Origin of the sequence: Acidovorax sp. IB03 (assembly GCF_016406015.1) — a bacterium.
In the GTDB taxonomy this organism is placed as follows: domain Bacteria; phylum Pseudomonadota; class Gammaproteobacteria; order Burkholderiales; family Burkholderiaceae_C; genus Acidovorax; species Acidovorax temperans.
In genome coordinates, this window is sequence record NZ_JAEFCH010000012.1 from 1 (window position 1) to 26,931 (window position 26,931).

The window sequence follows — 26,931 nt, forward strand, 5'->3', positions numbered from 1 at the left end:
CAAACTTCTACTGCCTCCCCGGCAGAGCCGGGGGGCCTCCTTTTGGTAGCTAGCATTCGCTAGAAGAGCCTGAAATAGGCCTCTAGCGCTTGATGGATCAGCGCAAGCAGCTATCAAATCAGGAGTTACCGATTGCCTGCAAAGCCTGCATCGATGCACGCCTGGTAGGCCTGCACCGTGGCGGCATAGCCCAGTTCCAGCGCGTCGGCAATCAGCGCGTGGCCGATGGAGACTTCGAGCACACCGGGCACCTCGCGCACAAAGGCGGCGAGGTTGTCGCGGTTGAGGTCGTGCCCGGCATTCACGCCCAGGCCGGCATCCAGCGCAGCCTGGGCTGCTTCGGCATAGCGGGCCAGTTGCTCGGCCTGCTGCGCGGTGCCCCAGGCGGCTGCGTAGGGTTCGGTGTACAGCTCCACGCGGTCTGCGCCCACAGCCTTGGCGGCGGCCATTTGCTCGGGCACCGGGTCCATGAACAGGCTCACGCGCACACCCAGGGCCTTGCACTCTGCAATCAGCGGGGCCAGGCGCTCCGCGTCTTGCGGAAAGCTCCAGCCGTGGTCGCTGGTGAACTGGTCTTCGCTGTCGGGCACAAAGGTGGCCTGGTGAGGGCGCATGCCCTGGCCCGCAAGCTCGCGAATGAACTCCATCAGGTTCTGCGAGGGGTTGCCCTCGATGTTGAATTCGCGGTCAGGCCAAGCCTTCATCAGTTCTGCCAACTCGTACACATCGTGCGCGCGGATGTGGCGCTCATCAGGCCGGGGGTGCACCGTAATGCCTTGCGCACCAGCCTGCAGGCACAGGGTGGCGGCACGGGTCACGCTGGGGATGCCCAGGTGGCGCGTGTTGCGCACCAGGGCCACTTTGTTGACGTTGACGGACAGGGCGGTACGGTGACGTGGGTGTTGAAGGGGTCGGGTGTTCATAAGCTTTGCAAGTCCATCATGAGCTGGCGAGTGCGCAGCACCGGGCTGCCGCAATGGTATTGCAGCACCGCCCGCAGCTGGGGTTTGAGTTCGGCCGCCACAGGGGCGCAGGCACGCAGCGTGGCGGTGTAGCTGGCGGCTTCGTCCAGCGCCTCTTGCAGCGCACGCCACTGGCTGCCCGCTAGGCTGGCACGATCGGCCTGCGAGGCGGTGCGCAAGCCGCCTTCGGCCACCAGCGTGTAGCGGCCCTCGGGGCGCAGATTGGCCAGCGTGGCGGTTTCGGCATCCAGCGTGGGCAGCAGGCCCAGGTCGCGCAGCAACAGCAGTTCAAAGCTGCGCAAAACCGGCTCCAGGGCATCGCCATGCTCGCTGGCCAGCACACGCACCACACCGGCGTACACGTCAAACAGCCCCGCATGGGCATCGGCCCGCGCCAGCAGGCGCAGCAGCAGTTCGTTGAGGTACAGGCCCGACAGCAGCGCATCGCCCGTGGGCATCACATGCCCGCCCACCCACTCGGCGCCTTTGAGGGTGTGGATATCGCCCGCCCCATCGCCCGCCAGGGTGTAGGTGAGTAGCAGCGGCTGCAGGGGCAGCAGCACGGGCCTGAAGTTGGAACTGGGCTTTTTGGCCCCCTTGGCCACCAGCGCCACGCGGCCCTGGCGGCGGCAGAACACCTCCAGGATCAGACTGGACTCGCTCCAGTCGTAGCTGTGCAGCACATAGGCGGGTTCGTCGGAGATGCGACGTACGGGCATGGAAGCGCGCTAGACCCGCCCGTCAGAAGGCCGCGGAGCAGGCCATGCCAGCGGACGCCGTGGAGCGGGCTGAGCCCGGCCACAGGCGTCGTCCCCCTTCCCGCAGCGCGCAGCGTTGCGAGAGAAGGGGGAAGCGGCACAGCCGCTCAGGGGGTTGGGCCTTATTCATAGCCGAAAGAGCGCACGCGGGCTTCGTCGTCGGCCCAGCCAGAACGCACCTTCACCCACACTTCGAGAAACACCTTGGCATCGAGCAGCTTTTCCAGCTCTTGCCGCGCATCGGTGCTGATGCGCTTGAGGCGCTCGCCCTTCTCGCCAATCACCATGGCCTTGTGCCCGTCGCGCTCCACCACGATGGTGGCAGCCACGCGCACAAAGCGCTTGTGGGTCTTGCTGGGCTCTTCGTCGAACTTGTCGATGACGACGGTGGAGGTGTAGGGCAGCTCGTCACCGGTGAAGCGAAAGAGCTTTTCACGCACGGTTTCACCGGCCAGGAATTTCTCGCTGCGGTCGGTCAACTCGTCCTCGGCATACCACCAGGGCTGCTCGGGCAGGTATTTTTCGCAGATGCCGAACAGGCGCTCGATGTCGCCCTTGTTCTTGGCCGACATGGGTACGAATTCGGCAAACGGGTGGCGCTCCTGCATGCTCTTGAGCCAGGGGGCCAGCTCAGCGCGGCGGTTGACCATGTCCAGCTTGTTGGCCACCAGCAGCGTGGGAATGCCGGATTTGAACAGCGACAGCACCTTGGCATCGGCCAGGGTGAAGCTGCCTGCTTCCACCACAAACAGGATCAGGTCCACATCGCCAATCGCACCCATCACGGTCTTGTTGAGCGACTTGTTCAATGCCGTGCTGTGCTTGGTCTGAAAACCAGGCGTATCCACGAACACAAACTGCGTAGCCCCCAGCGTGCGGATGCCGGTGATGCGGTGGCGCGTGGTCTGCGCCTTGCGCGAGGTGATGCTGATCTTCTGGCCCACCAGCGCATTCATCAGCGTGGACTTGCCCACATTGGGCTTGCCCACGATGGCAATCACGCCGCAGCGCTGGCCTTCTACCGGCACAGAAGGGTTAGCCCCCGCCGCCTTGACAGCGCCTGCCGTGCGCGCTGCCGCAAGCATCGCATCCAGATCATTTTGGCCTTGAGCGCTTGCTGAATCAGCGCTACCAGCTACATTTTTGGTAGCATCATTCATAGTTTTTTCGCTTTCAGTGTGGCCAGCATGGCAGCAGCAGCGGCCTGTTCACCCGCCCTGCGGGAGCCACCGATGCCACGCTCGGTCAGCCCCAACTCTGCAATATCGCATTCCACGTCAAAGGTCTGGCGGTGGGCTTCGCCCACGGTGCCCACCACGCGGTACTGCGGCAGCTTCATTTTGCGGCCCTGCAACCATTCCTGCAAAGCCGTCTTGGGATCCTTGGCCACAGCCTGCATGTGGGGGTTGATCTCCACTTCCTGGAACAGCCGGTGCACCAGCGCCTCAGCCTGTTCGTAACCGGCATCAAGGTACACAGCGCCGATCAAGGCTTCCAGGGCATCGGCCAGGATGGACGGACGCTGCTGCCCCCCGGACTTGGACTCACCCTCGCCCAAGCGCAAAACTTCCGACACCTTCAAACGCAGCGCCAGCTGGTGCAAGGTGTCTTGCTTGACCAGATTGGCCCGCACGCGTGACAAATCACCCTCTGGCAACTGCGCCAGCCGCTCGTACAGCAGACTGGCCACCGCCAGGTTCAACACAGAATCCCCCAGGAATTCCAGCCGCTCGTTGTGGTCGGCTGAAAAACTGCGGTGGGTCACAGCCCGCTGCAAGAGAGCGGGATTCGAAAAGACATGCTGCAGACGGGTTTGCAGCGAAGAGAGACTGGGATGCACTAATTAATTGGTCTGGTATTGGAAACGGTAAACAAGGAAGGCGGGCCCTGCCAATTCAATCTCGCGAGAGTACTTCAGACTCACGATGGTTTTGTCTCCGCGTTTGGTGATCTCCAGGTCCTTGCCAGAAATGGAACTGATGTTGTCGATAGCACCTGCGCGATCAAAAGCCGCTTGAATTTCACCCACGGTAGAGCCCTCTTTGGAAGCCTTCAGCGCTGCCTTGCGAATGGCCTGGTATTCCAGAAAGATCGGAATCGATTGCCCGCCAATGGCAAAGGTAGCCACCGCCAGAAAACCAACAAAAATCAAGCTGATAAACGACAGGCCACGCTGCCGCGAGCGAAATGTTGTGCGTTGCAACTTCATGGTTCGCACCCTCCTGTTTTATAGATTGCTACTGGCCATTCAGTTGAATGGCCCAATGCGTTTGAAATCGCCAAAGTTCATCCAGACAAAGAAAGCCTTGCCCACGATATTCCCTTCGGGCACAAAGCCCCAGTAACGAGAATCGAGGGAATTGTCCCGGTTGTCGCCCATCATGAAATAGTGGCCTTCGGGCACTTTGCAAACGACCCCTTCGACACTGTAGCGACAGTTTTCCCGGTAGGGAAAATTGGTCACGCCCTGGACAAATGCGGGGGCGTCAGCGTTGTTCAGCAGCCGGTGGGAATGCTCACCCAGGGTTTCTTCAAATTGCTTGAAGTACCGCATACTTTCTTGTTCCAGAAAGTCGGGCTGCGCAGAGATTGGCACCGGCTTGCCATTGATGATGAGGCGCTTGTTCAGGTACGCCACTTCATCCCCCGGCACACCCACCACCCGCTTGATGTAGTCCAGGCTCGGCTGTGGTGGGTAGCGAAACACCAACACATCCCCGCGCGCAGGCTTGTTGCCTTCGATGATTTTGGTGTGGATGACGGGCAGGCGCACCCCGTAGGTGAACTTGTTCACCAGGATCAAGTCACCGACCCGCAGCGTCGGGACCATCGAGCCCGAAGGAATCTTGAAGGGTTCAAAGAGGAATGAGCGCAGCACGAACACGGCCGCAATCACGGGAAAGAGGCCCGCCGTCCAATCCAGCCACCAAGGCTGCATGAGGATGCGGCTTTTGGCTTCCTGGGCATCCACATCCACTTTTTGGATGCCCATGCGGTCCAGTTCGGCACGTCGCTGGACAGCGGCGTCTTCCAGTGCCTGGGCAGCTTTGCGCCGCTGCGGCAGGAAGTAAAAACGCTCACCCAGCCAATAAACCCCAGTCACCACGGTGGCAAGGAACAGCAGGAGTGCGAAATTGCCCTCCAGAGCACCAAAGTACCAGGCACCGATGTACCCGGCAAACGCCGCCAGCAGCAACGACGTGATCACTTGCATGAACTGCATCAATCTTCCACCTGCAAAATCGCAAGAAACGCTTCTTGCGGCACTTCCACCGAGCCAATCTGCTTCATCCGCTTCTTGCCGGCCTTCTGCTTTTCGAGCAGCTTGCGTTTGCGGGTGATGTCACCGCCGTAGCACTTGGCGAGCACGTTTTTGCGCAGCGCCTTGATGGTCTCACGCGCAATGATGTTGGCACCAATCGCAGCCTGAATCGCCACGTCGAACATCTGGCGAGAGATGATCTCGCGCATCTTCGCCGCCACGGCACGCCCGCGGTAGGCAGCCTGGGTGCGGTGAACGATGATGGAAAGCGCGTCCACCTTTTCGCCGTTGAGCAGGATGTCCACCTTCACCACGTCCGAGGCTCGGTATTCCTTGAACTCATAGTCCATGGAGGCATAGCCACGCGATACAGATTTGAGCTTGTCAAAGAAGTCGAGAACGATTTCGCCCAGGGGCAACTCGTAAGTGAGCATCACCTGGCGACCGTGGTAGGCCATATTGATCTGCACGCCCCGCTTCTGGTTGGCCAGGGTCATCACCGGGCCCACATAGTCCTGGGGCATGTACAGGTGCACGGTGACGATGGGCTCGCGAATCTCCTGCATCTTGCCCTGATCGGGCATCTTGGAGGGGTTCTCCACCATGATGACTTCGCCATCGCCCTTGACCACTTCGTACACCACACTCGGCGCGGTGGTGATCAGGTCCTGGTCAAACTCGCGCTCCAGACGCTCCTGCACGATCTCCATGTGCAGCAGACCCAGGAAGCCGCAGCGGAAGCCAAAGCCCAGCGCTTGAGACACCTCCGGCTCGTAATGCAGCGCTGCATCGTTGAGCTTGAGTTTTTCCAGGGCATCACGGAGTGAGTCGTATTGATTGGCCTCTGTGGGGTACAGGCCTGCAAACACCTGGGGTTGTATTTCCTTGAAACCAGGCAACGGCTCGCTGGCAGGGCCGAGATTGTTGGGCAGCTTCTTTTCCAGGGTGATGGTGTCGCCCACCTTGGCAGCCTGCAACTCCTTGATGCCTGCAATGATGTAACCCACCTCGCCCGCTTCCAACGATTCGCGCGGCAGGTTGGCCGGTGTGAAGACTCCCAGGTTATCGGCGTTGTAAGTGGCATTGGTCGCCATCATCTTGAAACGCTCGCCCTTGGCCAGGCGCCCATCCACGACACGCACCAGCATCACCACACCCACGTAGGTGTCGAACCAGCTGTCAATAATCATCGCTCGCAGCGGCGCATCGGGATTGCCCTTGGGCGCCGGCACCTTGGCCACGATCAGTTCAAGGATGTCATCAATGCCCATGCCGGTTTTGGCTGAGCAAGGAATCGCATCAGCAGCATCAATGCCGATCACATCCTCGATCTCTGCCTTTGCGTTATCAGGATCAGCATTGGGCAGATCCATCTTGTTGAGCACGGGCAAAACCTCGACGCCCAAGTCCAGCGCGGTGTAGCAGTTGGCCACCGTCTGGGCTTCCACACCCTGGGATGCATCCACCACCAGCAATGCACCTTCGCAAGCAGACAACGAGCGACTCACTTCATATGAGAAGTCCACATGCCCGGGCGTGTCGATGAGGTTCAGGTTGTAGACCTGACCATCCTTGGCCTTGTATTGCAGCGCCGCTGTTTGTGCCTTGATGGTGATGCCCCGCTCTTTCTCGATGTCCATCGAGTCAAGCACTTGGGCTTCCATATCGCGGTCAGCAAGGCCACCACAACGCTGGATGAGTCGGTCTGCCAGTGTCGACTTACCGTGGTCGATGTGCGCAATGATGGAGAAATTTCTGATGTGATTCATCAACGAAAAGCGTCAATTAATTGAAGGAGAACGGCCCGCACAAGAAAAAAGGGCGCGTCGAATGGCGACGCGCCCTGAACCAACAATCATTGGCAACTGCGATGGCTGGACCTGCATTGTAGGCAAAAAGCCTTCGCTACAGACTCCGCACCAATGCACTCTGGGGTCGTTGCCGCAGTGCAACAGATCGCTTATGCACAACTTATTCACAGAGCAAGACTGCCTGAGTGGACAAGATGTGGTGGAACTTGGAGCTGCTGCGCACAAAACCGGCTACCCAACTCGATGATTGCAGTAGCCGGTGGTCGGTCTGTATTCTATCGAAATCGGCCGATGCATAAATTACAGGTGTGCACACACTAACTTTCAAGTCACCACAAGGCTCCGCGACCCTGCAGTGACTTGGATATCCCAGCTTCAGCGAGCAGGACGGATCAAGGCGTACTGCGCCCATTCCCCCCGGCGGAACAGCACGCTCAGGGTTTTGCTTTTATCCACCTTGCCCAACACCGCTTCAAAGTCTTTGACGCTCAGCACTTCAGAGTTCGCCAAAGCCAGAATGATGTCCCCCTCGCGCAAACCCGCGCGCGCAGCACCTTCCGACGCAGCCGTGACCACCACGCCCCCCTTGAGCTTGAGCTCACGCTTTTGCGCATCGGTCAGATCCCTCACCGCCAAGCCCACATGTTGCCCCGCATTTGATGACTTGGCGCGCTCTTCTTTGTCAGCCGTTTTCGTCGCGACCTTGTCAGGCTCAATCTCGGCGATGGTGACAGCCAGATCCTTACTTTGACCACGACGGAACACCGTCAAGCTGCTCTTGCTGCCAGGCTTGGCATTCCCTACCAACCGAGGCAGATCAGCCACCTTTTCGATGGGCTTGCCTTCAAACTTGGTGATGATGTCACCGGCCTCCACCCCTGCCTTTTCAGCGGGCGAGCCAGACTCCACCCCAGTCACAAGCGCCCCCTGGGCTTTGCCCAACCCCAGAGACTCCGCCACATCCTTGGTCACCGGGCCGATCTGCACACCGATCCGACCACGTGTCACGCGCCCGGCAGTCCTCAGCTGATCGCTCACGCGCATGGCTTCGTCTATCGGAATGGCGAATGAAATTCCCATGAACCCGCCCGAGCGGGAATAGATCTGGCTATTGATCCCGACCACCTCGCCACGCATGTTGATCAGTGGCCCCCCTGAGTTTCCAGGGTTGATGGCAACATCTGTCTGGATAAATGGCAGATAGTCCCCCGTATCACGCTGCTTGGCACTGACGATCCCTGCCGTGACCGTGTTCTCCAAGCCGAAGGGCGAACCAATGGCCATGACCCACTCGCCCGCCTTGAGGCGACTAACGTCGCCCACTTTGACCGCTGGCAGTCCGGTGGCGTCAATTTTCACCAGTGCTACATCGGTGCGTTTGTCAGAGCCAACAATCTTGGCCTTGAACTCACGCTTGTCGGTCAGGGTGACGATCACCTCATCAGCGCCTTCCACCACGTGCGCATTGGTCATCACCAAACCATCGGGCGTGAGGATGAACCCGGATCCCACCCCTCGGGGCTGATCTTCTGGCTGTTGCTGAGGCCGCTGCTGACGAGGCATGTTCGGGATGGGAACACCAAAGCGACGAAAGAAGTCAGCCATCTCTTCGTCCATGGCTGCGCCACCTGCGCGGCCCAGTGACTTCTCAGTGGTACGAATATTGACCACCGAAGGGCCGACCTGCTCCACCAAATCGGTGAAGTCGGGCAGATTTCGAACCACCGCAGTTTGCGCCAGGGCCACCGAGGGAGAGACAGCGGTCCATCCCGCAATGCTGGTGAACACTCCCGCCAGAGCGACAGAACGGAGCAATTTCCAATTCAAAACGGACATCATTGGCCTTTCAAAAAAAGGTGACAGGGCGTTATACGAATGATGCTGTGAAAGGCGTGGGCAGCGTTTGGTTCCCTTGATGTACGCAAGTTTTCGCGTTAACCCAGCTGGCGGCGACGTTTGACTCACCACCATCTCGCTCAAAAAAGTGAGCACCTGTATGGAACAGCCGCCGCCCGCTCGTCAGCGCAACCTTACCCAAGCGTGAGAGAACCTGTACAGCGTTTTACGGGGCACTTCGCCGACCACGGTGAGCCAGGCATCTTCACCCACTTTGCGGCCAAGCAACTGGGTCGCCCCCAAGCTCACTTCCTGCGATTGCAGGTCGGCATGCCGAACCGCATCGAGTGGCTCCAGAAACAGCGAAACGGAAGCCAGCCCATCAGAGTACGAGCACTGCAAAACACTTCGCGTATCGGCCTGAGTCGCCAAAGTGCGGCGATAACATTGCACAGGCACAAATCCTTCGACCGGCTGGCGCAGCCCCCATCCCTCAGACTGTGCAGAGGTTTTTCGCACATTGACGGTAACTACTTGGAAGCCGGCGATCGCATCCATGGAGCGAGAAAGATCCTCAGCCCGCACTGGTGCATTCCAGTCGATCTCAGAAAATGCCGCCTGCTCCACCACTCGGCCATCAACCGCCAGAGTTTGCAGCTTCATCACCAAGCCCGTGGCTTGATCAGACCAGATGCGATAGCCCAGGCGCAAATCATCCTGCGGTTTGAACCAGAGTACATCAGCCATCCGGCCCGCCACCCGCTCTGAGCCGAGCCGCTTGGCAGAGTAATACTGCGATAGCTGAGCCCCAGGCACTACGGAAGGCTGTGGAAAGACCGCCAGGTTATCTGCACGGTCGGTACGCACAGTGCGGGTGGAGCCGAAAAAGGTTCTCATCTCGCCGTTGCGCCGGTACACCGTTCGCGGGGCGCCCGTCAGACTCTCTACCTTCTCAATTTGCACACCGCCATCGCACGCCTGGGTGATGCGCGAACTCGACATGGCCCCTGAGGCAGACATCACCACGAACGTCCCGGAGTAAGGGCTTTGACACACCGCCCCTCGCATGTGCTCGACCCATTGAGACACATCTCGGTTTGGCTGCACAGGGGCAGATGCTCCCTCACTGGGGGCGTGGGCGTGGGCATGCGCTCCGATGACCACACCCGCTACCAGCACCAAGCCTCGCATGCGAGAGGCTAAGGTGAGTAAAAAACTGGCCGATGGGCGGTCTGCGACCAAACGTTTTTGCTGGCCGAATACCATGAGCAACTTATCGGGAAGGCTCTTCAAAGGTGGCATTGCGCAGGAAGCCAGCAGGCATCTGCAAAGCGGAGGTGCTGCCGAACTGCTTATGAGCCTGCAGCAACTCATCCAGACGGGGATCACGCAACATCACAGGCTGACCTGCGCCCTCGGACACAGCCAACACCTCCGTCGGTTGCGGTACCGGGGCCGCTGCAAGCTGCTTGCCCTGCCCTTGCAGAGCGCTGAGAGAATTCCAGCCAATGGCTGCCACGGCAGCCAATGACGCGAAACCGGCGACCATCTTCCAACGAAATACGGAGGAGTTGGCAGCAGGACGCTCCGTGTTGACAGCAGCGCTGTGCATTACAACCACTGCTTCTTCAGGTTTTTGCACAGAGAACCCGGGTTCTTGCGCTATTTGCTCACGCAGACGCCCGAGCAACGGGCTGGTGGCGTGGGCAGCCAGTTCAGGCGAGCGCAAGACATCACCAACCAAATGGTAAAGCTCCCAAGTAGCTTGCCCTTTGTCTGTGGCGAAAGACAGCGCCTCCGCCAACGAAGCATCGTCAAGCTCTCCATCCATCAGCGCCGACAACTGTTCATCCTGCGTCAAATCTCTGTCCATGATTTCACCTGTCAAACAACCAGCAACCACACAAAATACGTTCTACGGCCGGCTCACTCACGAGCACTACCACCGCTTGCCAGATTGATTCTCCAGCAAGGGGCGCACCTTCGCCGAGATTGCCTCGCGCGCCCGAAAGATGCGGGATCGTACGGTTCCGATAGGGCAATTCATGGCACTGGCGATTTCTTCGTAACTGAGACCTTCGATTTCACGAAGGGTGACCGCCTGTCGCAAATCCTCAGGCAAAGCTTCCATGGCGGCGTTCACCACATGGGCAATCTCCTGGGCCGCCAAAACGGTTTCCGGGGTCTCTTGTGTGGTTAGTTCATGATCCACACGGGAAGTTTCATCTTCTTCGTCACCGCCGCGCAGAGCGTTCTCAGAAACGACCGGATTGCGCTTCATGTCCATCAACGCCTTTTTGGCAGTGTTGACAGCGATCCGATAAAGCCAGGTGTAGAACTGGGCATCACCCCGAAACTGGTGAAGGGCGCGATAGGCGCGAATGAAGGTTTCCTGGGCAATGTCCTGCACCAGGTCCACATCACGCACCATCCGTCCGATCAGGCGCTCAATGCGCCGTTGGTACTTGATGACCAACAGTTCATATGCTCGCTGATCGCCTGCAACTGTGCGCTCCACCAGTTGGAGATCGCTGTCAGTAGGGGAAGAAGGCGGGGTTGCAGTCATGGACACTCAGGAATCACGCCTCAGGGCTCCCGACATGGGGCCGGATGGAATAGGGAAGCCGGGGCGGCTGCCTGCATGGCGGGCGAATATACCGCACGCCGTAAATCACCCCAGCGCTCGGTTTGACGAGAACGCTCAAGCCAGATCCAAGAGCGGCGCAAGTCGCCATGCAGCACCATGACCCAGAGCCAAGCTTGCATATCCACCAAGACCTGAGGCGGGCCCCTCAAAGCGAGAGGTTCTTCGTCGGCGACAAAATGAATTGCCCAAACCTGACCATCCCACACCAGCTCACCCGAAGGGGCACGCCACCAGTACCACAGCGCACAGAGCGAAGCGATCACCCAAGCAGCCAGTGCAAGCACGCCAGTCCATTGGAGCCCTAAGCCAGTCCTACCCTGCGCTACCGCAAAGGCAAACACACCAGCACCAGAAGCAGCCGATACCACCAACACCAAGATGGCAAGTACCACGCTGCGCGCGAATGGATAGCGCACCGCAGGAGCGGTATATCTGACGAAGCCTGTCATCGACAGAAAGGACAGAGCTGCCGGATTTGCGAAGCCAAAGCTAACCTGGACCGACCAAATTCAGCTATCAAGGCTGCTATCGGGAGCACTGTGTGACTTGGAACTTGCTGGGGAGCACCGGGAATGCCGACCACTTTGTCATCAAGCATTACCCTGCGCACACCGAATTCCGTAAAGACTAGAAATCTAACAAAGACAGCACACCAATATCATCGGCGCGCTAGCTCGTTCAGATCCGCTTGAATACCAAAGAGCCATTGGTGCCACCAAAACCAAAATTGTTTTTGAGGGCCACATCAATCTTCATATCACGCGCCGTGTTGGCGCAGTAGTCCAGATCGCACTCTGGATCCTGGTTGAAGAGGTTGATCGTTGGGGGTGCCTTCTGGTGATGCAAAGCCAGCACCGTGAAGACGCTTTCGATGCCGCCGGCCCCGCCGAGCAAGTGACCGGTCATCGACTTGGTCGAACTCACCACCGTACGTTTGGCGTGATCGCCCAATGCAGCCTTGATGGCGTTGGTTTCGTTCAAATCACCCAGGGGCGTTGAAGTGCCGTGGGCATTGAGGTAATCGATCTGATCAGCGTTGACACCCGCATTGCGCATCGCACTGATCATGGCTCTGCGAGGACCGTCCATATTAGGAGCGGTCATGTGGCCTGCATCAGCACTCATGCCAAAGCCGCCGAGTTCAGCGTAAATCTTGGCACCGCGCGCCTTGGCGTGTTCGTACTCTTCCAGCACCATGACACCAGCGCCTTCGCCGAGCACAAAACCGTCACGGTCTTTGTCCCAGGGGCGAGAGGCCGTCTGCGGATCCTCATTGCGCGTTGAAAGCGCACGCATGGCCGCAAAGCCGCCAATGCCCAACGGAGAGACGGTGGATTCAGTACCGCCAGCAACGACGATATCGGCATCGCCGTACTCGATCATGCGGCCGCCCTCGCCAATGCAGTGCAAACCGGTGGTGCACGCAGTCACGACGGACAGGTTCGGCCCCTTGAAGCCGAACCGCATGGAAACATGACCAGCCACCATGTTGATGATGGAGGCTGGCACAAAAAATGGGGTGATGCGCCGGGGGCCCCGGGCGGCGTACTCAATATGGGTGTTCTCGATCAGCGGAAGCCCGCCGATTCCAGAACCGATAACGCAGGCGATGCGGGTGGCCAACTCATCGTCGAGCGCCTCGCCTGTGGGCAAGCCCGCATCCTGCACAGCCTGCGCTGCCGCAGCGATCCCAAAATGAATGAAGGAGTCCATCGCACGCGCATCTTTTGCGCTGATGTACGACTCCAGGTCAAATCCCTTGACCTCACCCGCAATCCTGCAGGCGAAGTTCGACGCGTCGAACTTGGTGATGAGGTCAATGCCGGATTTTCCGGCGAGGATGTTGGCCCAGGCATCGGCCACCGTGTTACCCACGGGGCTGACGCAACCCAGGCCGGTCACGACAACGCGACGACGGCTCATGCGTGAAAACCTTCTACTGATCGCTCGAGTCAGGCGCAGGGCGCCGCTCAGGCCTTCTGGTGATTGTTGGCGTAGTCGATGGCGTTTTGCACAGTGGTGATCTTTTCCGCGTCTTCGTCGGGGATCTCGATGCCAAACTCGTCCTCCAGTGCCATCACCAGTTCCACGGTGTCGAGGGAGTCAGCACCGAGGTCAGCCACGAAGGACTTCTCGTTGGTAACTTGGGACTCTTCCACACCGAGTTGTTCGGCAATGATTTTTTTGACGCGTGCTTCGATATCGCTCATGGTTTCCCTCTGGGGGTTGTGAATGAATCCGCGATTCTAGCCGCTAAGGAGATTCCCCCTTAGCAGCCCGCCGTCCGGATGAACCGGCGTTAACTTGTCTCAATTACATGTACATGCCGCCATTGACGTGCAATTCCTGCCCCGTCACATAGCCAGCCTCATTGGAAGCCAGGTAGGCCACTGCATGCGCGATGTCCTGCGGCTTGCCCATATGGCCCAACGGGATCTGCGCATTGAGGGCTTTTTGCTGGTCTTCGGGCAGCACAGAGGTCATATCGGTCTCAATAAAACCGGGCGCCACGCAGTTGACGGTGATGTTGCGACTCCCCAGTTCGCGAGCCAGCGCACGGGTCATGCCCGCCACACCTGCCTTGGCGGCCGCATAGTTGGCTTGCCCTGGGTTGCCCGAGGCGCCCACCACGCTGGTGATGCTGATGATGCGACCAAAGCGCTGTTTCATCATGGGGCGAATGGCAGCACGGCTTACTCGGAATACGGCCTTGAGATTGGTATCCAGCACCGCATCCCAGTCCTCATCCTTCATGCGCATGGCCAGCGTGTCACGGGTGATACCCGCGTTGTTCACGAGCACATGCAGGCCGCCTTGCTGCTTGACGATGCCGTCGATCAGGGCTTCCACCGCGGCGGCATCGTTCACATTGAGATTGGCACCCCGGCAACCGGGGTAAGCGGCCAGTGCCTGACCAATGCGCGCAGCGCCTTCGTCAGTGGTGGCGGTGCCTACCACCTGGTAGCCGCGCACGGCCAATTCCAGGGCGATGGCGGCACCGATACCGCGCGAGGCACCGGTTACCAGAGCCACCTGGGATGTCTTTGTCGAATCCGTCATTTCAATGCCTCCATCACTTCAGCCAACGTGGCAGGGTCAAACAAAGGCAGGCCTGTGAGCTCAGCGTCAATCCGCTTCGTCAACCCGGCCAATACCTTGCCCGGCCCCGCTTCCACCACATGGGTGATGCCACGCGCCTTCAAGGCCTGCACACACTCGACCCAGCGCACAGGCCCAAACGCCTGGCGATAGAGAGCGTCGCGAATCTGTGCCGCCTCTGTGCGAACCGCCACGTCGATGTTGTTGACAACAGGAATTTGCGGCTCAGCCAGCACAACAGATTCCAGACCCACGCGCAGCTTTTCAGCGGCCGGCTTCATCAGGCTGGAGTGGAATGGCGCAGATACCGGCAGTGGCAACGCACGCTTGGCACCGGCGGCCTTGAGCACCTCACAAGCCTTCTCAACCCCGGCCTTGGTACCTGCAATCACCGTCTGGGCAGGGTCGTTGAAATTGACCGCCTCGACCACTTCGGCGCCGCCCAGAGAGGCCACAGCCTCCGCACAGCCAGAAATCACCTTCGAAGCCTCGAGCCCCAAGATGGCAGCCATGGCGCCAGCACCGACCGGCACAGCCTCCTGCATGGCAGCCGCGCGCAGGCGCACCAAAGGCGCAGCCTGCGCCAAGGTCAACACACCCGCTGCCACCAGTGCCGAATACTCACCCAATGAATGACCCGCCAGAGCTGCAGGCTTGGCACCGCCAGCCGCACACCACACGCGCCAGGCTGCCACACCAGCCACCAGCATCACCGGCTGGGTATTGGTCGTCAGGGCCAGCACTTCCTTGGGGCCTTCGTGGATCAAACGGGCCACATCCTCGCCCAAGGCCTCAGAGGCCTCTTGCAACGTCTGCTGCACAGCAGGATGGTCGCCCCAGGCGTCGAGCATGCCCACAGCCTGCGAGCCCTGCCCCGGAAAAACAAATGCGAATGACTTCATAATTTTCTAATCAAAACAGGCTCTTCTAGCGAATGCTAGTGATGCACTCGATAAATGTCGCACGACGAAATCACCGTCTACAGACGTACGGCGATTGCCATCACTACTATTCGCTAGAAGAGCCTCAAAACATGCTCTAGCGCTTATACAGCAAGCGCTAGCAGCTACATTTTCAATAGCACAGCACCCCAGGTGAAGCCCCCACCCACGCCCTCCAGCAGCACCGTCTGACCGGGCTTGACCTGACCATTGCGCACTGCATGGTCCAGCGCCAGAGGGATCGATGCCGCAGAGGTGTTGCCATGCTGGTCCACCGTGACCACGACCTTGTCCATGGAGAGCTTCAGCTTGCGGGCCGTGCCCTGCATGATGCGGATGTTCGCCTGGTGCGGAATCAACCAATCGATGTCCGACTCCGTCAAACCAGCCTTGGCAAGCGCTGCATGGGCCGCCTTTTCCAGCACCCCCACCGCCAGCTTGAACACTGCCTGGCCGTCCATCTTCAGCAGAGGATCACCCAAGACTTGCCCACCCGACACATTGCCGGGAACGCACAGAATGCCCACGTGCTTGCCATCGGCGTGCAGGTCACTGGACAAAATACCGGGCGTGTCAGACGCCTCCAGCACCACAGCGCCTGCACCATCGCCAAACAGCACGCAGGTCGTGCGGTCGTTGAAGTCGAGAATGCGACTGAATACTTCAGCGCCCACCACCAGGGCCCGGCTGGCAGCGCCAGACTGGATCATGGCGTCGGCCACCGACAGCGCGTAGACAAAGCCGCTGCACACCGCCTGCACATCGAAAGCCGGGCATCCGTTGGCCCCCAGCTTGTTTTGCAAGATGCAGGCCGTGGAAGGAAACACCATGTCTGGTGTGGACGTCGCAACAATGATCAGGTCAATGTCTTGGGGCTGAACACCAGCAGCTTCCAGGGCGTTGCGGGCGGCTTCCAGACCCAGGTCGCTGCTACCCACCGCGGGGTCGGCAAAGTGCCGGGCACGAATGCCGGTGCGTTCCACAATCCATTCGTCAGAAGTTTCGATGCCGCGCTGCGCGAGCTCGGCCACCAGATCGGCATTGGTCAGGCGGCGAGGGGGCAAACTGCTGCCGGTGCCGGTAATGCGGGAATAACGTCTCATCAATGTGTCGTCGCCGAAACACCGGTCTTGGCTTGCGCATCTGCAGGCGCCAGAAGGGGCGCTGCATGCGCAATCCGCGTCCGGACACGGTCGAGCAGGTTGTTGCGGGCTGCATCATACGCCCGGTTCAAAGCCTGCTCGAACGCGAGAACATCCGCCGATCCGTGGCTCTTGAAGACCAGACCCCGCAGGCCTAACAGCGCTGCGCCGTTGTAACGGCGGTAGTCCATGCGCTTCATCAACGCTTTTAGGACCGGATAAGCAATGATCGCAGCAGCTTTGGTCAAGATATTGCGAGAAAACTCGTTTTTCAAGCCGCCAATGACCATGGAGGCAACACCTTCGCTGGCCTTGAGTGCCACATTGCCCACAAAACCGTCACACACCACGATGTCCACGGTGCCCTTGAAGATGTCATTGCCTTCCACATTGCCGTAGAAGTTCAAATCACCGGAACTTGCTGCTGTTCGCAGCAATTCGCCCGCTTTTTTGATGACTTCGCTACCTTTGATGATTTCTTCGCCGATGTTGAGCAACCCCACAGTGGGCTCGCCTCCCTCTTGCAAAGCAGAAACCAGGGCAGAGCCCATCACGGCAAACTGGAGCAAGTGTTCTGCGGAGCAGTCCACATTCGCACCCAAATCCAGCACCGTGGTGGCGCCTCCCTGGGCGTTGGGCAACTGCGTGGCGATGGCTGGGCGATCAATGCCATCCAGCGTCTTCAACAGATAACGGGCAATCGCCATCAAAGCGCCCGTGTTGCCTGCCGATACCGCGGCGGCGGCAGCGCCATCCTTGACCTGCTGGATGGCTACGCGCATGGAAGAATCTTTCTTCTTGCGCAAGGCCACTTCCACCGGGTCATCCATGGCGACGACCTCAGAGGCAGCCACAATGGTGGCGCGGTCGTGGGCGAACGATTGAAGGCTTTGAGGCAAGCCCACCAACAACAAACGCGCCTGGGAATGGGTTTCTAGGAACTGGCGGCACGCCGCGAGCGTGACGCGGGGGCCGTGATCGCCCCCCATGCAGTCAACAGCCAGTGTGATCATGGGCGACTTGTCCAGCCAACGGCCTTGGCCGGAAGATAAATACGACGGTCAAAACAAAGGCCCGCACTACAAGATGTAGTTGCGGGCCTTGAATGCAGCTGAAATCAGGCTTCAGACTTGTTCTTCAGCACTTGGCGACCACGGTAGAAACCGTTGGGGCTGATGTGGTGACGCAGGTGTGTTTCACCGGTGGTGGGTTCCACAGCGGTGCCTGGCACATTCAGTGCATTGTGCGAACGGTGCATGCCGCGCTTGGAGGGAGACTTTTTGTTTTGCTGAACTGCCATGATGGCTCCTGGTCTTGAATAGGGTTGGTAAAAACGCGATCAGCCCAATAAGACACGAGGGGGATTCGCGAGAAGCCCTCGATTATAGCCCAAACAAAAATTTATGTCCCTTTTCCGTCCTTGCGCAGAGCAGCCAGCGCAGCGAACGGGTTGGGTTTTTCTAAATTGGCCACCTCAAAGTCGTCGTTGGAGGAGGCCAGGGGAACAGACGTAGGGCACTCCTCGTGGCGTGGCACCACGGGCAACGCCATCAGCAGTTCGTCCTCGATCAGCTCGCGCAAGTCGAACTCTCGGCTCAAAGCCAACAGATCCTCATCGCACTCTTCATCCAGAGCTTCGGCCGTGGCTTCGTCTGCCACAAACCGGAAGGAACGCTCCACGTCCAGCGGGACATCGACCGGGGTAAGGCAACGCTGGCATTCCATGGGAAAGCTGGCGTGCACAGACAGGTGAAGCCAGATTTGCCCTGGACCTCCTGCTTCGGGTCGGATTTCGGAAACCGCTTTCCAGTCCACGAGCAGATCTGGGTGCAAGCCTTTGGCCTCTTGCGCCAAGCGCTCATATTTCAGGAGCGAATCATGACCCGACAGATGGCCTCCCGCTTGGGCGAAAGCCTTGATGTCAAGCCGGTCAGGGGAGTATTCCTTGGTCATGGCGGCAGTGTAAGAGAATTGGCGCATGCATGAATCCCCCACCCTGCCACGCCCTCTGGTATTGGGCTCCACCTCCCGCTATCGGCGCGAACTGCTGTCGCGCCTGAACCTGCCTTTCGATGTGGCCGCCCCCGAAGTCGATGAAACCCCTCACGACCGAGAGCCCCCCAAAGAGCTTGCCCTTCGGCTTGCACTGGCCAAAGCGCGGGCGGTCGCAGCACTCCACCCCACCGCCGTAGTCATTGGATCCGACCAAGTAGCCGATTTGGCGGGGCACCCCTTGGGCAAGCCGGGCAACCATGAAAAAGCCACGCAGCAACTCCAGGCCATGAGCGGTCAAACTGTCATCTTTCAAACGGCTGTTGCTGTCGTTTGCGCGGAAACGGGTTTTGAACAGGTGGATCTGGCGCCGGTGGAGGTGAAATTTCGCCACCTCAGCTCCGCAGAAATTGAAAGGTATCTGCGCACAGAAGAGCCCTACGACTGCGCGGGCAGCGCCAAAAGCGAAGGGTTGGGCATCAGCCTGCTGGATGCTATCCTGAGTGACGACCCCACCGCCTTGATCGGCCTGCCCCTGATTCGCACTTGCCGCATGCTGCGCGCCGCCGGGCTGGTGCTGCCATGAGCGAAGCCACCACCCCCTCGCCGGTCGCTGCGGCCACAGCCTCTTCCGACCCAAAACGGGGCCGACTGCTCCTGGTGCCCGCACCGCTCGACTTTGGCTGCGAACAGCAAGCACCACTGGAAGATGCCCTGCCACGCGCCACGATTGGGCAAGCGGCCCAGCTCAGCCACTGGATCTGCGAAAACGCCAAAAGCACCCGCGCGTACCTCAAACGCGTGGACGCCATCCAGGCGCTAGCCACCCCCATTCAAGCCCAGCAGATCACCGAGCTCCCCCGCGAAGTCCACAAAAAGGGAGACCATGGCGACAAAGGCGCCCCGGTGTTTGACGCTCGCCCGTTGCTGGCAGCAGCCCTGCAAGGGCACGATATGGGCCTGGTCAGCGAAGCCGGCATGCCCGCAGTGGCCGACCCCGGCTCCTCTATCGTGCGGGCAGCCCACGACCTGGAAATCCCGGTAGTTCCGCTGGTCGGCCCGGTTTCGCTGCTACTGGCCCTGGCTGCCAGCGGCATGAACGGACAAAACTTCGCCTTTGTGGGCTACCTGCCCCAAAGTGGACAGGAACGCACCCAACGCATCCGCGAGCTGGAGTCATTTGCCCTCAAAACCGGGCAGACACAGGTGTTCATCGAGACTCCTTATCGCAATGCAGCACTGTGGCAGGCGCTAACCCAAACACTGCAAACCAACACCCGGCTGGCCATGGCCGCAGGGCTCACGCTGGAATCCGCCAAGCTGTGTAGCTTGCCCGTGAAGCAGTGGCGGCAACGAGAGATCCCTGTAGACAACCGCACTCCCACGGTGTTCCTCATCGGCCGGTAATCCTCGCGACACCCACCCAACCCTGATAAAAAAGCCCCGGCAGCCCCCACAAAAGAGGCTGCCGGGGCTTTTTTTAAACCCGCGCCGCGGCACTTAACGCAATTGCGGTGCGGCTATAGAAGTCGCAGCTTTGGCTGCGCCTGCCCCCATAGCCGCGCCAAAGCGTTTGACCAGACGCTCGGCCACGTTATCGCGGCGGGTGTAGTCGATGATGTCTTCCGCCTTGACCACTTCACGCGCCACATAGTCCAGGTTGCCCAACTTGTCTGCCAAGCCCATTTCCACAGCCTGCTGCCCAGTCCAGAAAAGCCCACTGAACGTTTCAGGCGTTGTCTTCAGTCGGTCGCCCCGACCGGCCTTCACCACGGCAATAAACTGCTGGTGGATTTGATTCAGCATGGCTTGTGCATAGGTGCGCTGCTGCTCAGTCTGGGGGCTGAACGGATCCAGAAAACCCTTGTTTTCCCCGGCCGTGAGCAAGCGACGCTCCACGCCCAGCTTTTCCATGGTGCCGGTAAAACCGAAACCATCCATGAGGACACCAATGCTGCCGACGATGCTGGCCTTGTCCACGAAGATTTCATCGGCAGCGGCAGCAATGTAGTAGGCCGCCGAGGCGCAGGTTTCTTCCACCACCGCGTACACCGGCTTGTTGTGCTTGGCCTTGAGGCGGGTGATTTCGTCATTGATGATGCCCGCCTGCACCGGGCTGCCCCCTGGGGAGTTGATCAGCAAGACCACCGCCTTGGAGCCCTCGTCTTCGAAGGCACTGCGCATGGCAGCCACCACAAACTCGGCGCTCGCCTCTGCACCCGAGGCAATTTCACCCTTGATGTCCACCACCGCTGTATGCGGTGCGCTCTTGTTGGCACTGGGCGACCCTTGCAGCATCGCTCCCCAGAAAATGGCAACCACCAATAGCAGCCACGTGAACCGGAAGAAGATCTTCCAGCGCCTGGCAGCTCGTTGCTCTGCCAGAGAGGCCATAGCGAGCTTTTCCAGCACTGCACGCTCCCAGCCCGGTTCACTCGCCCGGGCGCTTTTGGGGCCTGCCGCAGCGGGTGCTGGCGCTGCGGCCTGCGCAGCCCACAGATCAGACGCTGGCAACGAATCTGGCGCACCGCCAGAGGTAGGGGACGGAGGGGTATTTGGTTCAGTCATGCAAAGCCTCCCGCTGCCTGACCAGTCCTAGGAAAAGCGCTGGACAGCACAGCGGACAAAAAAATCAAGATACGACGCAAAGTACACATCACAACACCATGGGGCAGAGCCTGCGCCCTAGAACACCACGGGTTGTAGGTTGTAAGCAGTATGCCAGCGCACTACGCTATCGCTTTCCGATAGGGGAATTTTCACCAAACCGCCACGGCACGGGCCGCCAGCGCACGACCCCGTATCGGGCGCGTACACAGCACCGTGGGTTGCGCACAACAACCATTTCCCGGAATCATCGAAAAAACGATTGGGCTGGTAATCCATTTCCATGGCCACATGGGTGCAGCGGTTCAGGTACGCATGGGCAACGCCCTGGTAGCGAATGGCAAAAGCCCGGCAGGTCTGCGCGCCGTATTGCACATCGAAGGGCACGGCCAAGCCGCCCTCCTGCAGATCGGCGCTGGCGCACAGGGCGATTACAGGCTCAGACATGATCGCCCTTTGCATTCAAACAAATATTGCGCTGCCACATCGCTCAGGCCTCCTCCAACAGCCAGCCATGCAACTGCGCCACTGAGTGCGCAACAAACAATGGCTTGAGCTGATGGAAAGCATCCGGCTCGTGGGCGCCGTAGCTGACCCCCACGCTGGCACAACCCGCATTCAGAGCCATTTGCAGATCATGGGTGGTGTCACCGATCATCAGCAGCCGCTCGGGCGGCACATCGAACTCGGCCATGAGCTCCTGCAGCATCAGCGGGTGGGGCTTGCCAGCCGTCTGGTCTGCCGTGCGGGAGCCGTCGAACATGCCGCGCAAGTCCACGGAATGCAGCACCTCGTCCAGGCCACGCCGGCTCTTCCCGGTGGCGACAGCCAGCAGATGGCCGCGCTCGCGCAAGTCGTTCAGCATGGGCAACACCCCGGCAAACAAGCTCAGGTCGTTCTGGTGCTGCAGGTAATGAAAGCGGTAGCGGTTGCCCAGCTCCTGGTACTTTTCCGGCGGCACATCAGGCGCGGCATGCGCCAGCGCCGGGATCAATGCCATGCCAATGACATAGGCAGCTTCCTTGTCAGAAGGCACGGTGCCGCCCACATCCCGCACCGCTTCCTGGATGGAGCGCACGATGATGGCGGTGGAGTCGTACAGCGTGCCATCCCAGTCGAAGGCGATCAGGTCAAAACGGCGCGAACGGGCGGGGGACGGCATGGCTGGGGCAATCAGGCGGGGGGAATGAATTCTGCCAACTCGGCGGGCAGCGGCGCGTTCAAGGTGATGCGCTCGGCGGTGGCGGGGTGGCTGAACTGTAACCGCCAGGCGTGCAAAAACATGCGCTTGAGTCCAAGCTTCTGCAACCGCTTGTTCAGGTCAAAGTCCCCGTACTTGTCGTCGCCCACAATGGGGTGCCCCTGGCTGGCGAGGTGAACCCGAATCTGGTGGGTGCGACCGGTTTTGATGGTCACCTCCAGCAGCGTCATGGCGGGCAATCCTTGCAGGGGTCGTGCAGGCACGGCCTGCCGCACCTTCACCAAAGTAATGGAGCGCATGCCGTCCGGGTCGTCTGCAGTGGTCACGCGCACGCGGCGCTCACCGTCGGCCTGCAGGTATTTGTGCAGAGGCAGGTCAATGACCTTGTTGCCGGGCGCCCATTGGCCCGTGACCAACGCCAGGTAAGTCTTGCCCGTTTCCCGCTCGCGAAACTGGTCTTGCAGGTGGGTCAGCGCTGACCTTTTCTTGGCCACCAGCAGGATTCCCGAGGTCTCCCGGTCCAGCCGGTGCACCAGTTCCAGTAGCTTGGCCTGGGGACGGGCTTGCCGCAACTGCTCGATGACGCCAAAGCTCACGCCACTGCCCCCGTGCACGGCCACACCAGCGGGTTTGTCGATGGCAAGAAGATGCTCGTCTTCCAGAAGAACCGGAAATTCGCGCGCCGGTGCCGGGCGCTCGGCCTTCTCGGCCACCTTGTCGGAGACGCGCACGGGCGGCAGACGCACCATGTCGCCCTGCTCGACGCGGGTGTCGGCACTGGCGCGGCCTTTGTTGATGCGCACTTCGCCGCTGCGAATGATGCGGTACACGTGGGTCTTGGGTACGCCCTTCAAATGGCGTATCAGGAAGTTATCGAGCCTCTGGCCAGCGGAATCTTCATCGACTTCGACCAAGCGGACTGCAGGAGGGTTGGTAGCCGGGGCCCCGTCCAGCGGTGGTTTGCCCCCTATAATGTGTTTCACCTGCGCGTTGATTTGTAAGTGGTTGATTTGTCTGGAGTTTAGTCCACTCAGCCTTGCAACTTGCGCAGGCAGGTCGATGCCAGCGGGTGTCGCACACGCAGATTGCGGGCCAGATGCTCGCAATGGCCTGGGCGGCAGTCGGCGGGCTGACAAATTGAAACACCGATACGGAATCACCCAAACCGGCAGATGCTCCCTACCAGGGACAGGTCTGCCGGCGGATCAAAGCGAGCATGTGGTTGTTGATGGCTTGGATGGCGACTTTATGGCGGCGGCTCTTGCCCCCCGCCATGCGCATCCAATTGCCGCCAGCGCCCTACCAGCAAGCGCAAGCAGCTATCAAAAGCATAGCAAATCTGCGCCAATCCCACTCGTCCCCATCCACGCGCCTTTGCCTCCTGTGCTGAGCTCACCCTCGGCAGCCTGAGTCATCCCCGGCAATTCCCTTCGTTTCGATCCGTCAGTCCAGGCATTTACAGCTCCTGTAGAGCTTGTCATTGGTTTGGAACTGTGGGTGGCAGCCCGCTGCAGCAACTGAGCTGCGCCGCTGCCATTCACGAAAAACGAAAAGGAATCGCATCATGAAGCGGATGCTCATCAACGCCACGCAGCCCGAAGAACGCCGCCTGGCCATCGTCGACGGACAAAAGCTCCTCGATTACGAAATCGAAATCGAAGGGCGCGAACAGCGCAAGGGCAACATCTACAAGGCCGTCGTCACCCGCGTAGAGCCCTCGCTGGAAGCCTGCTTTGTGGACTACGGCGAAGACCGCCACGGCTTCCTGCCCTTCAAGGAAATCTCGCGCCAGTACTTCGCCCCCGGCGTCTCGCCCAGCCAGGCGCGCATCAATGAAGTGATCAAGGAAGGCCAGGAGCTGCTGGTCCAGGTTGAAAAGGAAGAGCGCGGCAACAAGGGCGCGGCCCTCACCACCTTCATCAGCCTGGCGGGCCGCTATGTGGTGCTGATGCCCAACAACCCCCGGGGTGGTGGCGTGTCGCGCCGTATCGAGGGTGAAGACCGCGCCGAGCTCAAAGAAGCCATGGACCAGTTGGAATACCCCAACGGCATGTCCATCATTGCCCGCACCGCTGGCATTGGCCGCAGCGCCCCCGAACTGCAGTGGGACCTGAACTACCTGCTCAAGCTGTGGAACGCCATTGACGGCGCCGCCAAGGGCGGCAAGGGTGCCTTCCTGATTTACCAGGAATCGAGCCTGGTGATCCGCGCGATCCGCGACTACTTCAACAACGACATCGGTGACATCCTCATCGATACCGACGACATTTACGAACAGGCGCAGCAGTTCATGGCGCACGTCATGCCCGAGCATGCCGCCCGCGTGAAGCGCTACCGCGACGACGCCGCCCTGTTCAGCCGCTTCCAGATCGAGCACCAGATCGAGTCGGCCTACGCCCGCACCGTGCAACTGCCCTCGGGCGGCGCCATCGTGATCGACCACACCGAAGCGCTGGTGTCCGTGGATGTGAACTCGGCCCGAGCCATCAAGGGCGGCGACATCGAGGAAACCGCCACGCGCACCAACCTGGAAGCCGCCGACGAAGTGGCCCGCCAGATGCGCCTGCGCGACCTGGGCGGCCTGATCGTGATCGACTTTATCGACATGGAAGAGTCGAAGAACCGCCGCGAAGTGGAAAACCGCCTGCGCGACGCCTTGCGCCAGGACCGCGCCCGCGTGCAGTTCGGTACCATCAGCAAGTTCGGCCTCATGGAAATGAGCCGCCAGCGCCTGAAGCCCGCGCTGTCAGAAGGCTCGTCCATCCCCTGCCCCCGCTGCGGCGGCTCGGGCCATATCCGCGACACCGAATCGTCCGCGCTGCAGATCCTGCGCATCATTCAAGAAGAGTCGATGAAGGACAACACCGCCGCCGTGCACTGCCAGGTGCCGGTGGAAGTGGCCTCGTTCCTGCTCAATGAAAAGCGCACCGAAATCGCCAAGATCGAACTCAAGCAGCGCGTAAGCGTGCTGATGGTGCCCAACAAGACGCTGGAAACGCCCAACTACAAGCTCGAGCGCCTGAAGCACGACGACCCTCGTCTGGACAACATCGAAGCCAGCTACAAGCTGGCCGAAGATGTGGAAGACCCCACGGCCGTGACACGCCGCTCGCAAGAGCCCACCAACAAGCAGACTCCGGTCATCAAGGGCGTGCTGCCTGACGCACCCGCCCCCGTGGCCGAGCCCCGCCCTGAAGGCGCAGCCCGCCCCGCCCGCAATGGCAGCGGCCAGGGTGCCCGCAATGGCGCCGCTGCAACCCCTGCGCCCGCACCGGCACCGGCACCGGCACCGGCACCAGCACCCGTGCCGCAAGAAAAGGGCTTCTTTGCCTGGCTCAAGAGCCTGTTCGGCTTTGGCGCGGCACCCGCTCCAGCCCCCGTGGCAGCCCCAGCACCAGCAGCCCCGGCTGATGGCAATGCGCGCGGCGATGGTCGCCGTGATGGCCGAGGCGGTGAAGGCCGCGGCCGACGTGGCGGACGGGATGGCGCCCGCGACGGTGCGCGTGACCTGGCCCGCGAAGGCAACCGTGACGCCGCAGGCAGCACCAGCGAAGGCCGTGGCCGCCGCAACGAACGCGGCACTGAAGGGCGCGCACCCCGCGATGGCGACCGCCGCCCCGAAGGAGAAAACCGCAACGGTGAGGCGCGTGAAGGCCGCAATGGCCGTGGCCGCCGCGACGCCGAAAACCGCAGCAATGCGGCGCTGAACGGCGATGCCAACGCAGCACCCGCAGAAGCACTGGCCAACGTGAGCGCCGCCGCACCGGATGCGAATGGCGCGGCCCAGCCACGCAGTGAGCGTGCACCCCGCCGCGAACGCGGTGAACGCGGTGAGCGCGCCGAAGGTGGCCGCCGCGAGCGCAGCCCACGCAACGGCGAAGGCCAGGAGCGCAATGCCACCCCCATGGACTTTGCGGACACATCGCCCATGGCATCGCTGCCCGACCTGGACCTGACCGGCAACGAAGTCACAGAGCAAACGGCCGCACCTGCCACCGAAGAGCGCCGTGAACGTCGCTCACGCGACCGTTACGGCCGCGACCGACGCGAGCGCGGCGAACGTGCTCCGCGCGAGGGCGCCGACACCAACGCTGACGTTGCACCGCAAGACAACGCAGTCGCTGCGCCAGCAGCCGAGGTGGTACAGGACGAAGCCCCACGTCGCAGCTACTTTGCAGCGCCCGCCGCAGAAGCCCCGGCACCGGTAGCTGCTGCAGCGGCCGAGCAGGCGCCTGCACCGGTGGCAGCACCGGTTGAAGCGCCGGTGGCTGCACAACCTGTGGCGCAACCCGCCCCCGTGGTGCCGGCTCCGGTGGCAAAGCCTGTAGCGGCAGCCCCTGAAGCTGCACCCGCAGGCATGCCCCGCGTGCAACCCTTCACGCTGCCGGTGGAAGCCCTGCAGGCAGTGGCCGCAGCCTCTGGCCTGCAGTGGGTGAATTCCGACAGCGAGAAGATCGCTGCCGTGCAAGCTGCGATTGCGGCAGAACCCAAGCCCGTGCACGTGCCACGCGAACGCCCCCCCGTGGTGGTGCTGGATGAAGGCCCGCTGGTGCTGGTGGAAACCCGCCGCGACCTGGCCGCCATGACGCTTCCGTTTGAGCAGACACCATCTGCCTGACAGCAGAAGTGAGTGTGTGCCCCGCTGGGGCCATCCACAAAGGCGGCCCTGGCCG

The 26,931-nt window shown here is 60.7% G+C and carries 26 protein-coding genes; 3 read left to right on the plus strand and 23 right to left on the minus strand.

All coding sequences use genetic code 11. The annotated features are described in order from the left end of the window. Positions 1 to 125 precede the first annotated feature (125 nt). The 19 genes from IHV84_RS08960 to IHV84_RS09050 all read right to left on the minus strand — a co-directional run bounded on the left by IHV84_RS08960 (position 126) and on the right by IHV84_RS09050 (position 18,411). Positions 126 to 923, minus strand: coding sequence for a pyridoxine 5'-phosphate synthase (locus tag IHV84_RS08960; RefSeq protein WP_066696440.1), 798 nt, complete (start codon positions 921 to 923; stop codon positions 126 to 128). Further along, complete coding sequence (gene recO / locus IHV84_RS08965; protein ID WP_198846615.1) at positions 920 to 1,681, minus strand: DNA repair protein RecO; 762 nt, start codon at positions 1,679 to 1,681, stop codon at positions 920 to 922. Before recO ends, IHV84_RS08960 begins: the two co-directional genes overlap by 4 nt. A 161-nt stretch (positions 1,682 to 1,842) precedes the next feature. Continuing rightward, complete coding sequence (gene era, locus IHV84_RS08970) at positions 1,843 to 2,880, minus strand: GTPase Era (RefSeq protein ID WP_198846616.1); 1,038 nt, start codon at positions 2,878 to 2,880, stop codon at positions 1,843 to 1,845. After that, positions 2,877 to 3,560, minus strand: a complete 684-nt coding sequence (rnc, locus tag IHV84_RS08975) for a ribonuclease III (protein WP_044397894.1) — start codon at positions 3,558 to 3,560, stop codon at positions 2,877 to 2,879. The genes era and rnc overlap by 4 nt, the downstream gene beginning before the upstream one ends. 3 nt (positions 3,561 to 3,563) lie before the next feature. Further along, complete coding sequence (locus tag IHV84_RS08980) at positions 3,564 to 3,929, minus strand: DUF4845 domain-containing protein (RefSeq protein ID WP_066696431.1); 366 nt, start codon at positions 3,927 to 3,929, stop codon at positions 3,564 to 3,566. Between the two features lie 39 nt (positions 3,930 to 3,968). Continuing rightward, positions 3,969 to 4,943 (minus strand): signal peptidase I, encoded by a 975-nt coding sequence (gene lepB / locus IHV84_RS08985; protein WP_198846617.1) that lies wholly within the window; start codon positions 4,941 to 4,943, stop codon positions 3,969 to 3,971. Further along, positions 4,943 to 6,751, minus strand: a complete 1,809-nt coding sequence (gene lepA, locus IHV84_RS08990; RefSeq protein ID WP_066696428.1) for a translation elongation factor 4 — start codon at positions 6,749 to 6,751, stop codon at positions 4,943 to 4,945. Before lepA ends, lepB begins: the two co-directional genes overlap by 1 nt. A gap of 417 nt (positions 6,752 to 7,168) precedes the next feature. Then, on the minus strand, positions 7,169 to 8,629 hold the full coding sequence (locus tag IHV84_RS08995; RefSeq protein ID WP_198846669.1) for a DegQ family serine endoprotease: 1,461 nt from the start codon (positions 8,627 to 8,629) through the stop codon (positions 7,169 to 7,171). A 183-nt stretch (positions 8,630 to 8,812) separates the two neighbouring features. Next, positions 8,813 to 9,820 carry a MucB/RseB C-terminal domain-containing protein gene (locus IHV84_RS09000; RefSeq protein ID WP_198846670.1) on the minus strand — a complete coding sequence of 336 codons (1,008 nt, stop codon included), beginning with the start codon at positions 9,818 to 9,820 and terminating at the stop codon, positions 8,813 to 8,815. An 82-nt stretch (positions 9,821 to 9,902) separates the two neighbouring features. Then, a complete protein-coding gene (locus IHV84_RS09005; RefSeq protein WP_198846618.1) occupies positions 9,903 to 10,502 on the minus strand; it encodes a sigma-E factor negative regulatory protein in 600 nt (199 codons plus the stop codon). Between the two features lie 66 nt (positions 10,503 to 10,568). Further along, a complete protein-coding gene (rpoE, locus tag IHV84_RS09010) occupies positions 10,569 to 11,195 on the minus strand; it encodes an RNA polymerase sigma factor RpoE (RefSeq protein WP_066784727.1) in 627 nt (208 codons plus the stop codon). 759 nt (positions 11,196 to 11,954) lie between these two features. Then, positions 11,955 to 13,199 (minus strand): beta-ketoacyl-ACP synthase II, encoded by a 1,245-nt coding sequence (gene fabF, locus IHV84_RS09015; protein ID WP_198846619.1) that lies wholly within the window; start codon positions 13,197 to 13,199, stop codon positions 11,955 to 11,957. 47 nt (positions 13,200 to 13,246) lie between these two features. Next, complete coding sequence (acpP, locus tag IHV84_RS09020; protein ID WP_044397886.1) at positions 13,247 to 13,486, minus strand: acyl carrier protein; 240 nt, start codon at positions 13,484 to 13,486, stop codon at positions 13,247 to 13,249. A gap of 103 nt (positions 13,487 to 13,589) precedes the next feature. Then, positions 13,590 to 14,336, minus strand: a complete 747-nt coding sequence (fabG, locus tag IHV84_RS09025; protein ID WP_066696424.1) for a 3-oxoacyl-ACP reductase FabG — start codon at positions 14,334 to 14,336, stop codon at positions 13,590 to 13,592. After that, positions 14,333 to 15,277, minus strand: a complete 945-nt coding sequence (gene fabD, locus IHV84_RS09030) for an ACP S-malonyltransferase (protein WP_198846620.1) — start codon at positions 15,275 to 15,277, stop codon at positions 14,333 to 14,335. The genes fabG and fabD overlap by 4 nt, the downstream gene beginning before the upstream one ends. A 164-nt stretch (positions 15,278 to 15,441) precedes the next feature. Continuing rightward, positions 15,442 to 16,419, minus strand: coding sequence for a beta-ketoacyl-ACP synthase III (locus IHV84_RS09035; RefSeq protein WP_142083593.1), 978 nt, complete (start codon positions 16,417 to 16,419; stop codon positions 15,442 to 15,444). After that, entirely contained in the window at positions 16,419 to 17,471 is a 1,053-nt protein-coding gene (gene plsX / locus IHV84_RS09040) for a phosphate acyltransferase PlsX (protein WP_044397882.1), read from the minus strand. The genes IHV84_RS09035 and plsX overlap by 1 nt, the downstream gene beginning before the upstream one ends. 104 nt (positions 17,472 to 17,575) lie before the next feature. Next, positions 17,576 to 17,758 (minus strand): 50S ribosomal protein L32, encoded by a 183-nt coding sequence (gene rpmF, locus IHV84_RS09045; protein ID WP_044397881.1) that lies wholly within the window; start codon positions 17,756 to 17,758, stop codon positions 17,576 to 17,578. A 101-nt stretch (positions 17,759 to 17,859) separates the two neighbouring features. Further along, positions 17,860 to 18,411: a DUF177 domain-containing protein gene (locus IHV84_RS09050; protein ID WP_198846621.1), complete on the minus strand. Its 552-nt coding sequence runs from the start codon at positions 18,409 to 18,411 to the stop codon at positions 17,860 to 17,862. 25 nt (positions 18,412 to 18,436) lie between these two features. Between IHV84_RS09050 and IHV84_RS09055 the strand changes: the two genes are divergently transcribed. Together IHV84_RS09055 and IHV84_RS09060 are read left to right on the plus strand one after the other, a co-directional pair. Next, the gene (locus IHV84_RS09055; protein ID WP_198846622.1) at positions 18,437 to 19,036 is read left to right on the plus strand and encodes a Maf family nucleotide pyrophosphatase; all 600 of its coding nucleotides are present in this window, start codon (positions 18,437 to 18,439) and stop codon (positions 19,034 to 19,036) included. Next, positions 19,033 to 19,857 (plus strand): SAM-dependent methyltransferase, encoded by an 825-nt coding sequence (locus IHV84_RS09060; protein ID WP_198846623.1) that lies wholly within the window; start codon positions 19,033 to 19,035, stop codon positions 19,855 to 19,857. The genes IHV84_RS09055 and IHV84_RS09060 overlap by 4 nt, the downstream gene beginning before the upstream one ends. 93 nt (positions 19,858 to 19,950) lie before the next feature. Here the strand turns inward: IHV84_RS09060 and IHV84_RS09065 are convergent, their stop codons facing one another. The 4 genes from IHV84_RS09065 to IHV84_RS09080 form a co-directional block, all read right to left on the minus strand. Further along, positions 19,951 to 21,018 carry a S49 family peptidase gene (locus IHV84_RS09065; protein ID WP_198846624.1) on the minus strand — a complete coding sequence of 356 codons (1,068 nt, stop codon included), beginning with the start codon at positions 21,016 to 21,018 and terminating at the stop codon, positions 19,951 to 19,953. Between the two features lie 117 nt (positions 21,019 to 21,135). Beyond that, positions 21,136 to 21,504, minus strand: a complete 369-nt coding sequence (locus IHV84_RS09070; RefSeq protein ID WP_198846625.1) for a Rieske 2Fe-2S domain-containing protein — start codon at positions 21,502 to 21,504, stop codon at positions 21,136 to 21,138. Between the two features lie 43 nt (positions 21,505 to 21,547). Next, positions 21,548 to 22,219 (minus strand): HAD family hydrolase, encoded by a 672-nt coding sequence (locus tag IHV84_RS09075; protein WP_198846626.1) that lies wholly within the window; start codon positions 22,217 to 22,219, stop codon positions 21,548 to 21,550. Between the two features lie 11 nt (positions 22,220 to 22,230). Then, positions 22,231 to 23,241, minus strand: coding sequence for an RluA family pseudouridine synthase (locus tag IHV84_RS09080; RefSeq protein WP_198846627.1), 1,011 nt, complete (start codon positions 23,239 to 23,241; stop codon positions 22,231 to 22,233). A 581-nt stretch (positions 23,242 to 23,822) separates the two neighbouring features. On the opposite strand from IHV84_RS09080, the gene IHV84_RS09085 reads away from it, so the two are divergent. Next, entirely contained in the window at positions 23,823 to 26,876 is a 3,054-nt protein-coding gene (locus IHV84_RS09085) for an Rne/Rng family ribonuclease (RefSeq protein ID WP_198846628.1), read from the plus strand. The last annotated feature ends 55 nt before the right edge of the window (positions 26,877 to 26,931 follow it).

Bases quoted from the DNA above. Each gene is read 5' to 3' on its own strand.
- IHV84_RS08980 (WP_066696431.1), bottom strand. From the start codon at position 3,929: ATGAAGTTGCAACGCACAACATTTCGCTCGCGGCAGCGTGGCCTGTCG.
- IHV84_RS09070 (WP_198846625.1), bottom strand. From the start codon at position 21,504: ATGTCTGAGCCTGTAATCGCCCTGTGCGCCAGCGCCGATCTGCAGGAG.
- IHV84_RS09035 (WP_142083593.1), bottom strand. From the start codon at position 16,419: ATGAGACGTTATTCCCGCATTACCGGCACCGGCAGCAGTTTGCCCCCT.
- IHV84_RS09065 (WP_198846624.1), bottom strand. From the start codon at position 21,018: ATGACTGAACCAAATACCCCTCCGTCCCCTACCTCTGGCGGTGCGCCA.
- plsX (WP_044397882.1), bottom strand. From the start codon at position 17,471: ATGATCACACTGGCTGTTGACTGCATGGGGGGCGATCACGGCCCCCGC.
- era (WP_198846616.1), bottom strand. From the start codon at position 2,880: ATGAATGATGCTACCAAAAATGTAGCTGGTAGCGCTGATTCAGCAAGC.
- rpoE (WP_066784727.1), bottom strand. From the start codon at position 11,195: ATGACTGCAACCCCGCCTTCTTCCCCTACTGACAGCGATCTCCAACTG.
- IHV84_RS09075 (WP_198846626.1), bottom strand. From the start codon at position 22,219: ATGCCGTCCCCCGCCCGTTCGCGCCGTTTTGACCTGATCGCCTTCGAC.
- fabG (WP_066696424.1), bottom strand. From the start codon at position 14,336: ATGACGGATTCGACAAAGACATCCCAGGTGGCTCTGGTAACCGGTGCC.
- recO (WP_198846615.1), bottom strand. From the start codon at position 1,681: ATGCCCGTACGTCGCATCTCCGACGAACCCGCCTATGTGCTGCACAGC.
- lepB (WP_198846617.1), bottom strand. From the start codon at position 4,943: ATGCAGTTCATGCAAGTGATCACGTCGTTGCTGCTGGCGGCGTTTGCC.
- IHV84_RS08995 (WP_198846669.1), bottom strand. From the start codon at position 8,629: ATGTCCGTTTTGAATTGGAAATTGCTCCGTTCTGTCGCTCTGGCGGGA.
- IHV84_RS09000 (WP_198846670.1), bottom strand. From the start codon at position 9,820: ATGCGAGGCTTGGTGCTGGTAGCGGGTGTGGTCATCGGAGCGCATGCC.
- lepA (WP_066696428.1), bottom strand. From the start codon at position 6,751: ATGAATCACATCAGAAATTTCTCCATCATTGCGCACATCGACCACGGT.
- fabD (WP_198846620.1), bottom strand. From the start codon at position 15,277: ATGAAGTCATTCGCATTTGTTTTTCCGGGGCAGGGCTCGCAGGCTGTG.
- fabF (WP_198846619.1), bottom strand. From the start codon at position 13,199: ATGAGCCGTCGTCGCGTTGTCGTGACCGGCCTGGGTTGCGTCAGCCCC.
- IHV84_RS09055 (WP_198846622.1), top strand. From the start codon at position 18,437: ATGCATGAATCCCCCACCCTGCCACGCCCTCTGGTATTGGGCTCCACC.
- acpP (WP_044397886.1), bottom strand. From the start codon at position 13,486: ATGAGCGATATCGAAGCACGCGTCAAAAAAATCATTGCCGAACAACTC.
- IHV84_RS08960 (WP_066696440.1), bottom strand. From the start codon at position 923: ATGAACACCCGACCCCTTCAACACCCACGTCACCGTACCGCCCTGTCC.
- IHV84_RS09060 (WP_198846623.1), top strand. From the start codon at position 19,033: ATGAGCGAAGCCACCACCCCCTCGCCGGTCGCTGCGGCCACAGCCTCT.
- rpmF (WP_044397881.1), bottom strand. From the start codon at position 17,758: ATGGCAGTTCAGCAAAACAAAAAGTCTCCCTCCAAGCGCGGCATGCAC.
- IHV84_RS09005 (WP_198846618.1), bottom strand. From the start codon at position 10,502: ATGGACAGAGATTTGACGCAGGATGAACAGTTGTCGGCGCTGATGGAT.
- IHV84_RS09085 (WP_198846628.1), top strand. From the start codon at position 23,823: ATGAAGCGGATGCTCATCAACGCCACGCAGCCCGAAGAACGCCGCCTG.
- IHV84_RS09050 (WP_198846621.1), bottom strand. From the start codon at position 18,411: ATGACCAAGGAATACTCCCCTGACCGGCTTGACATCAAGGCTTTCGCC.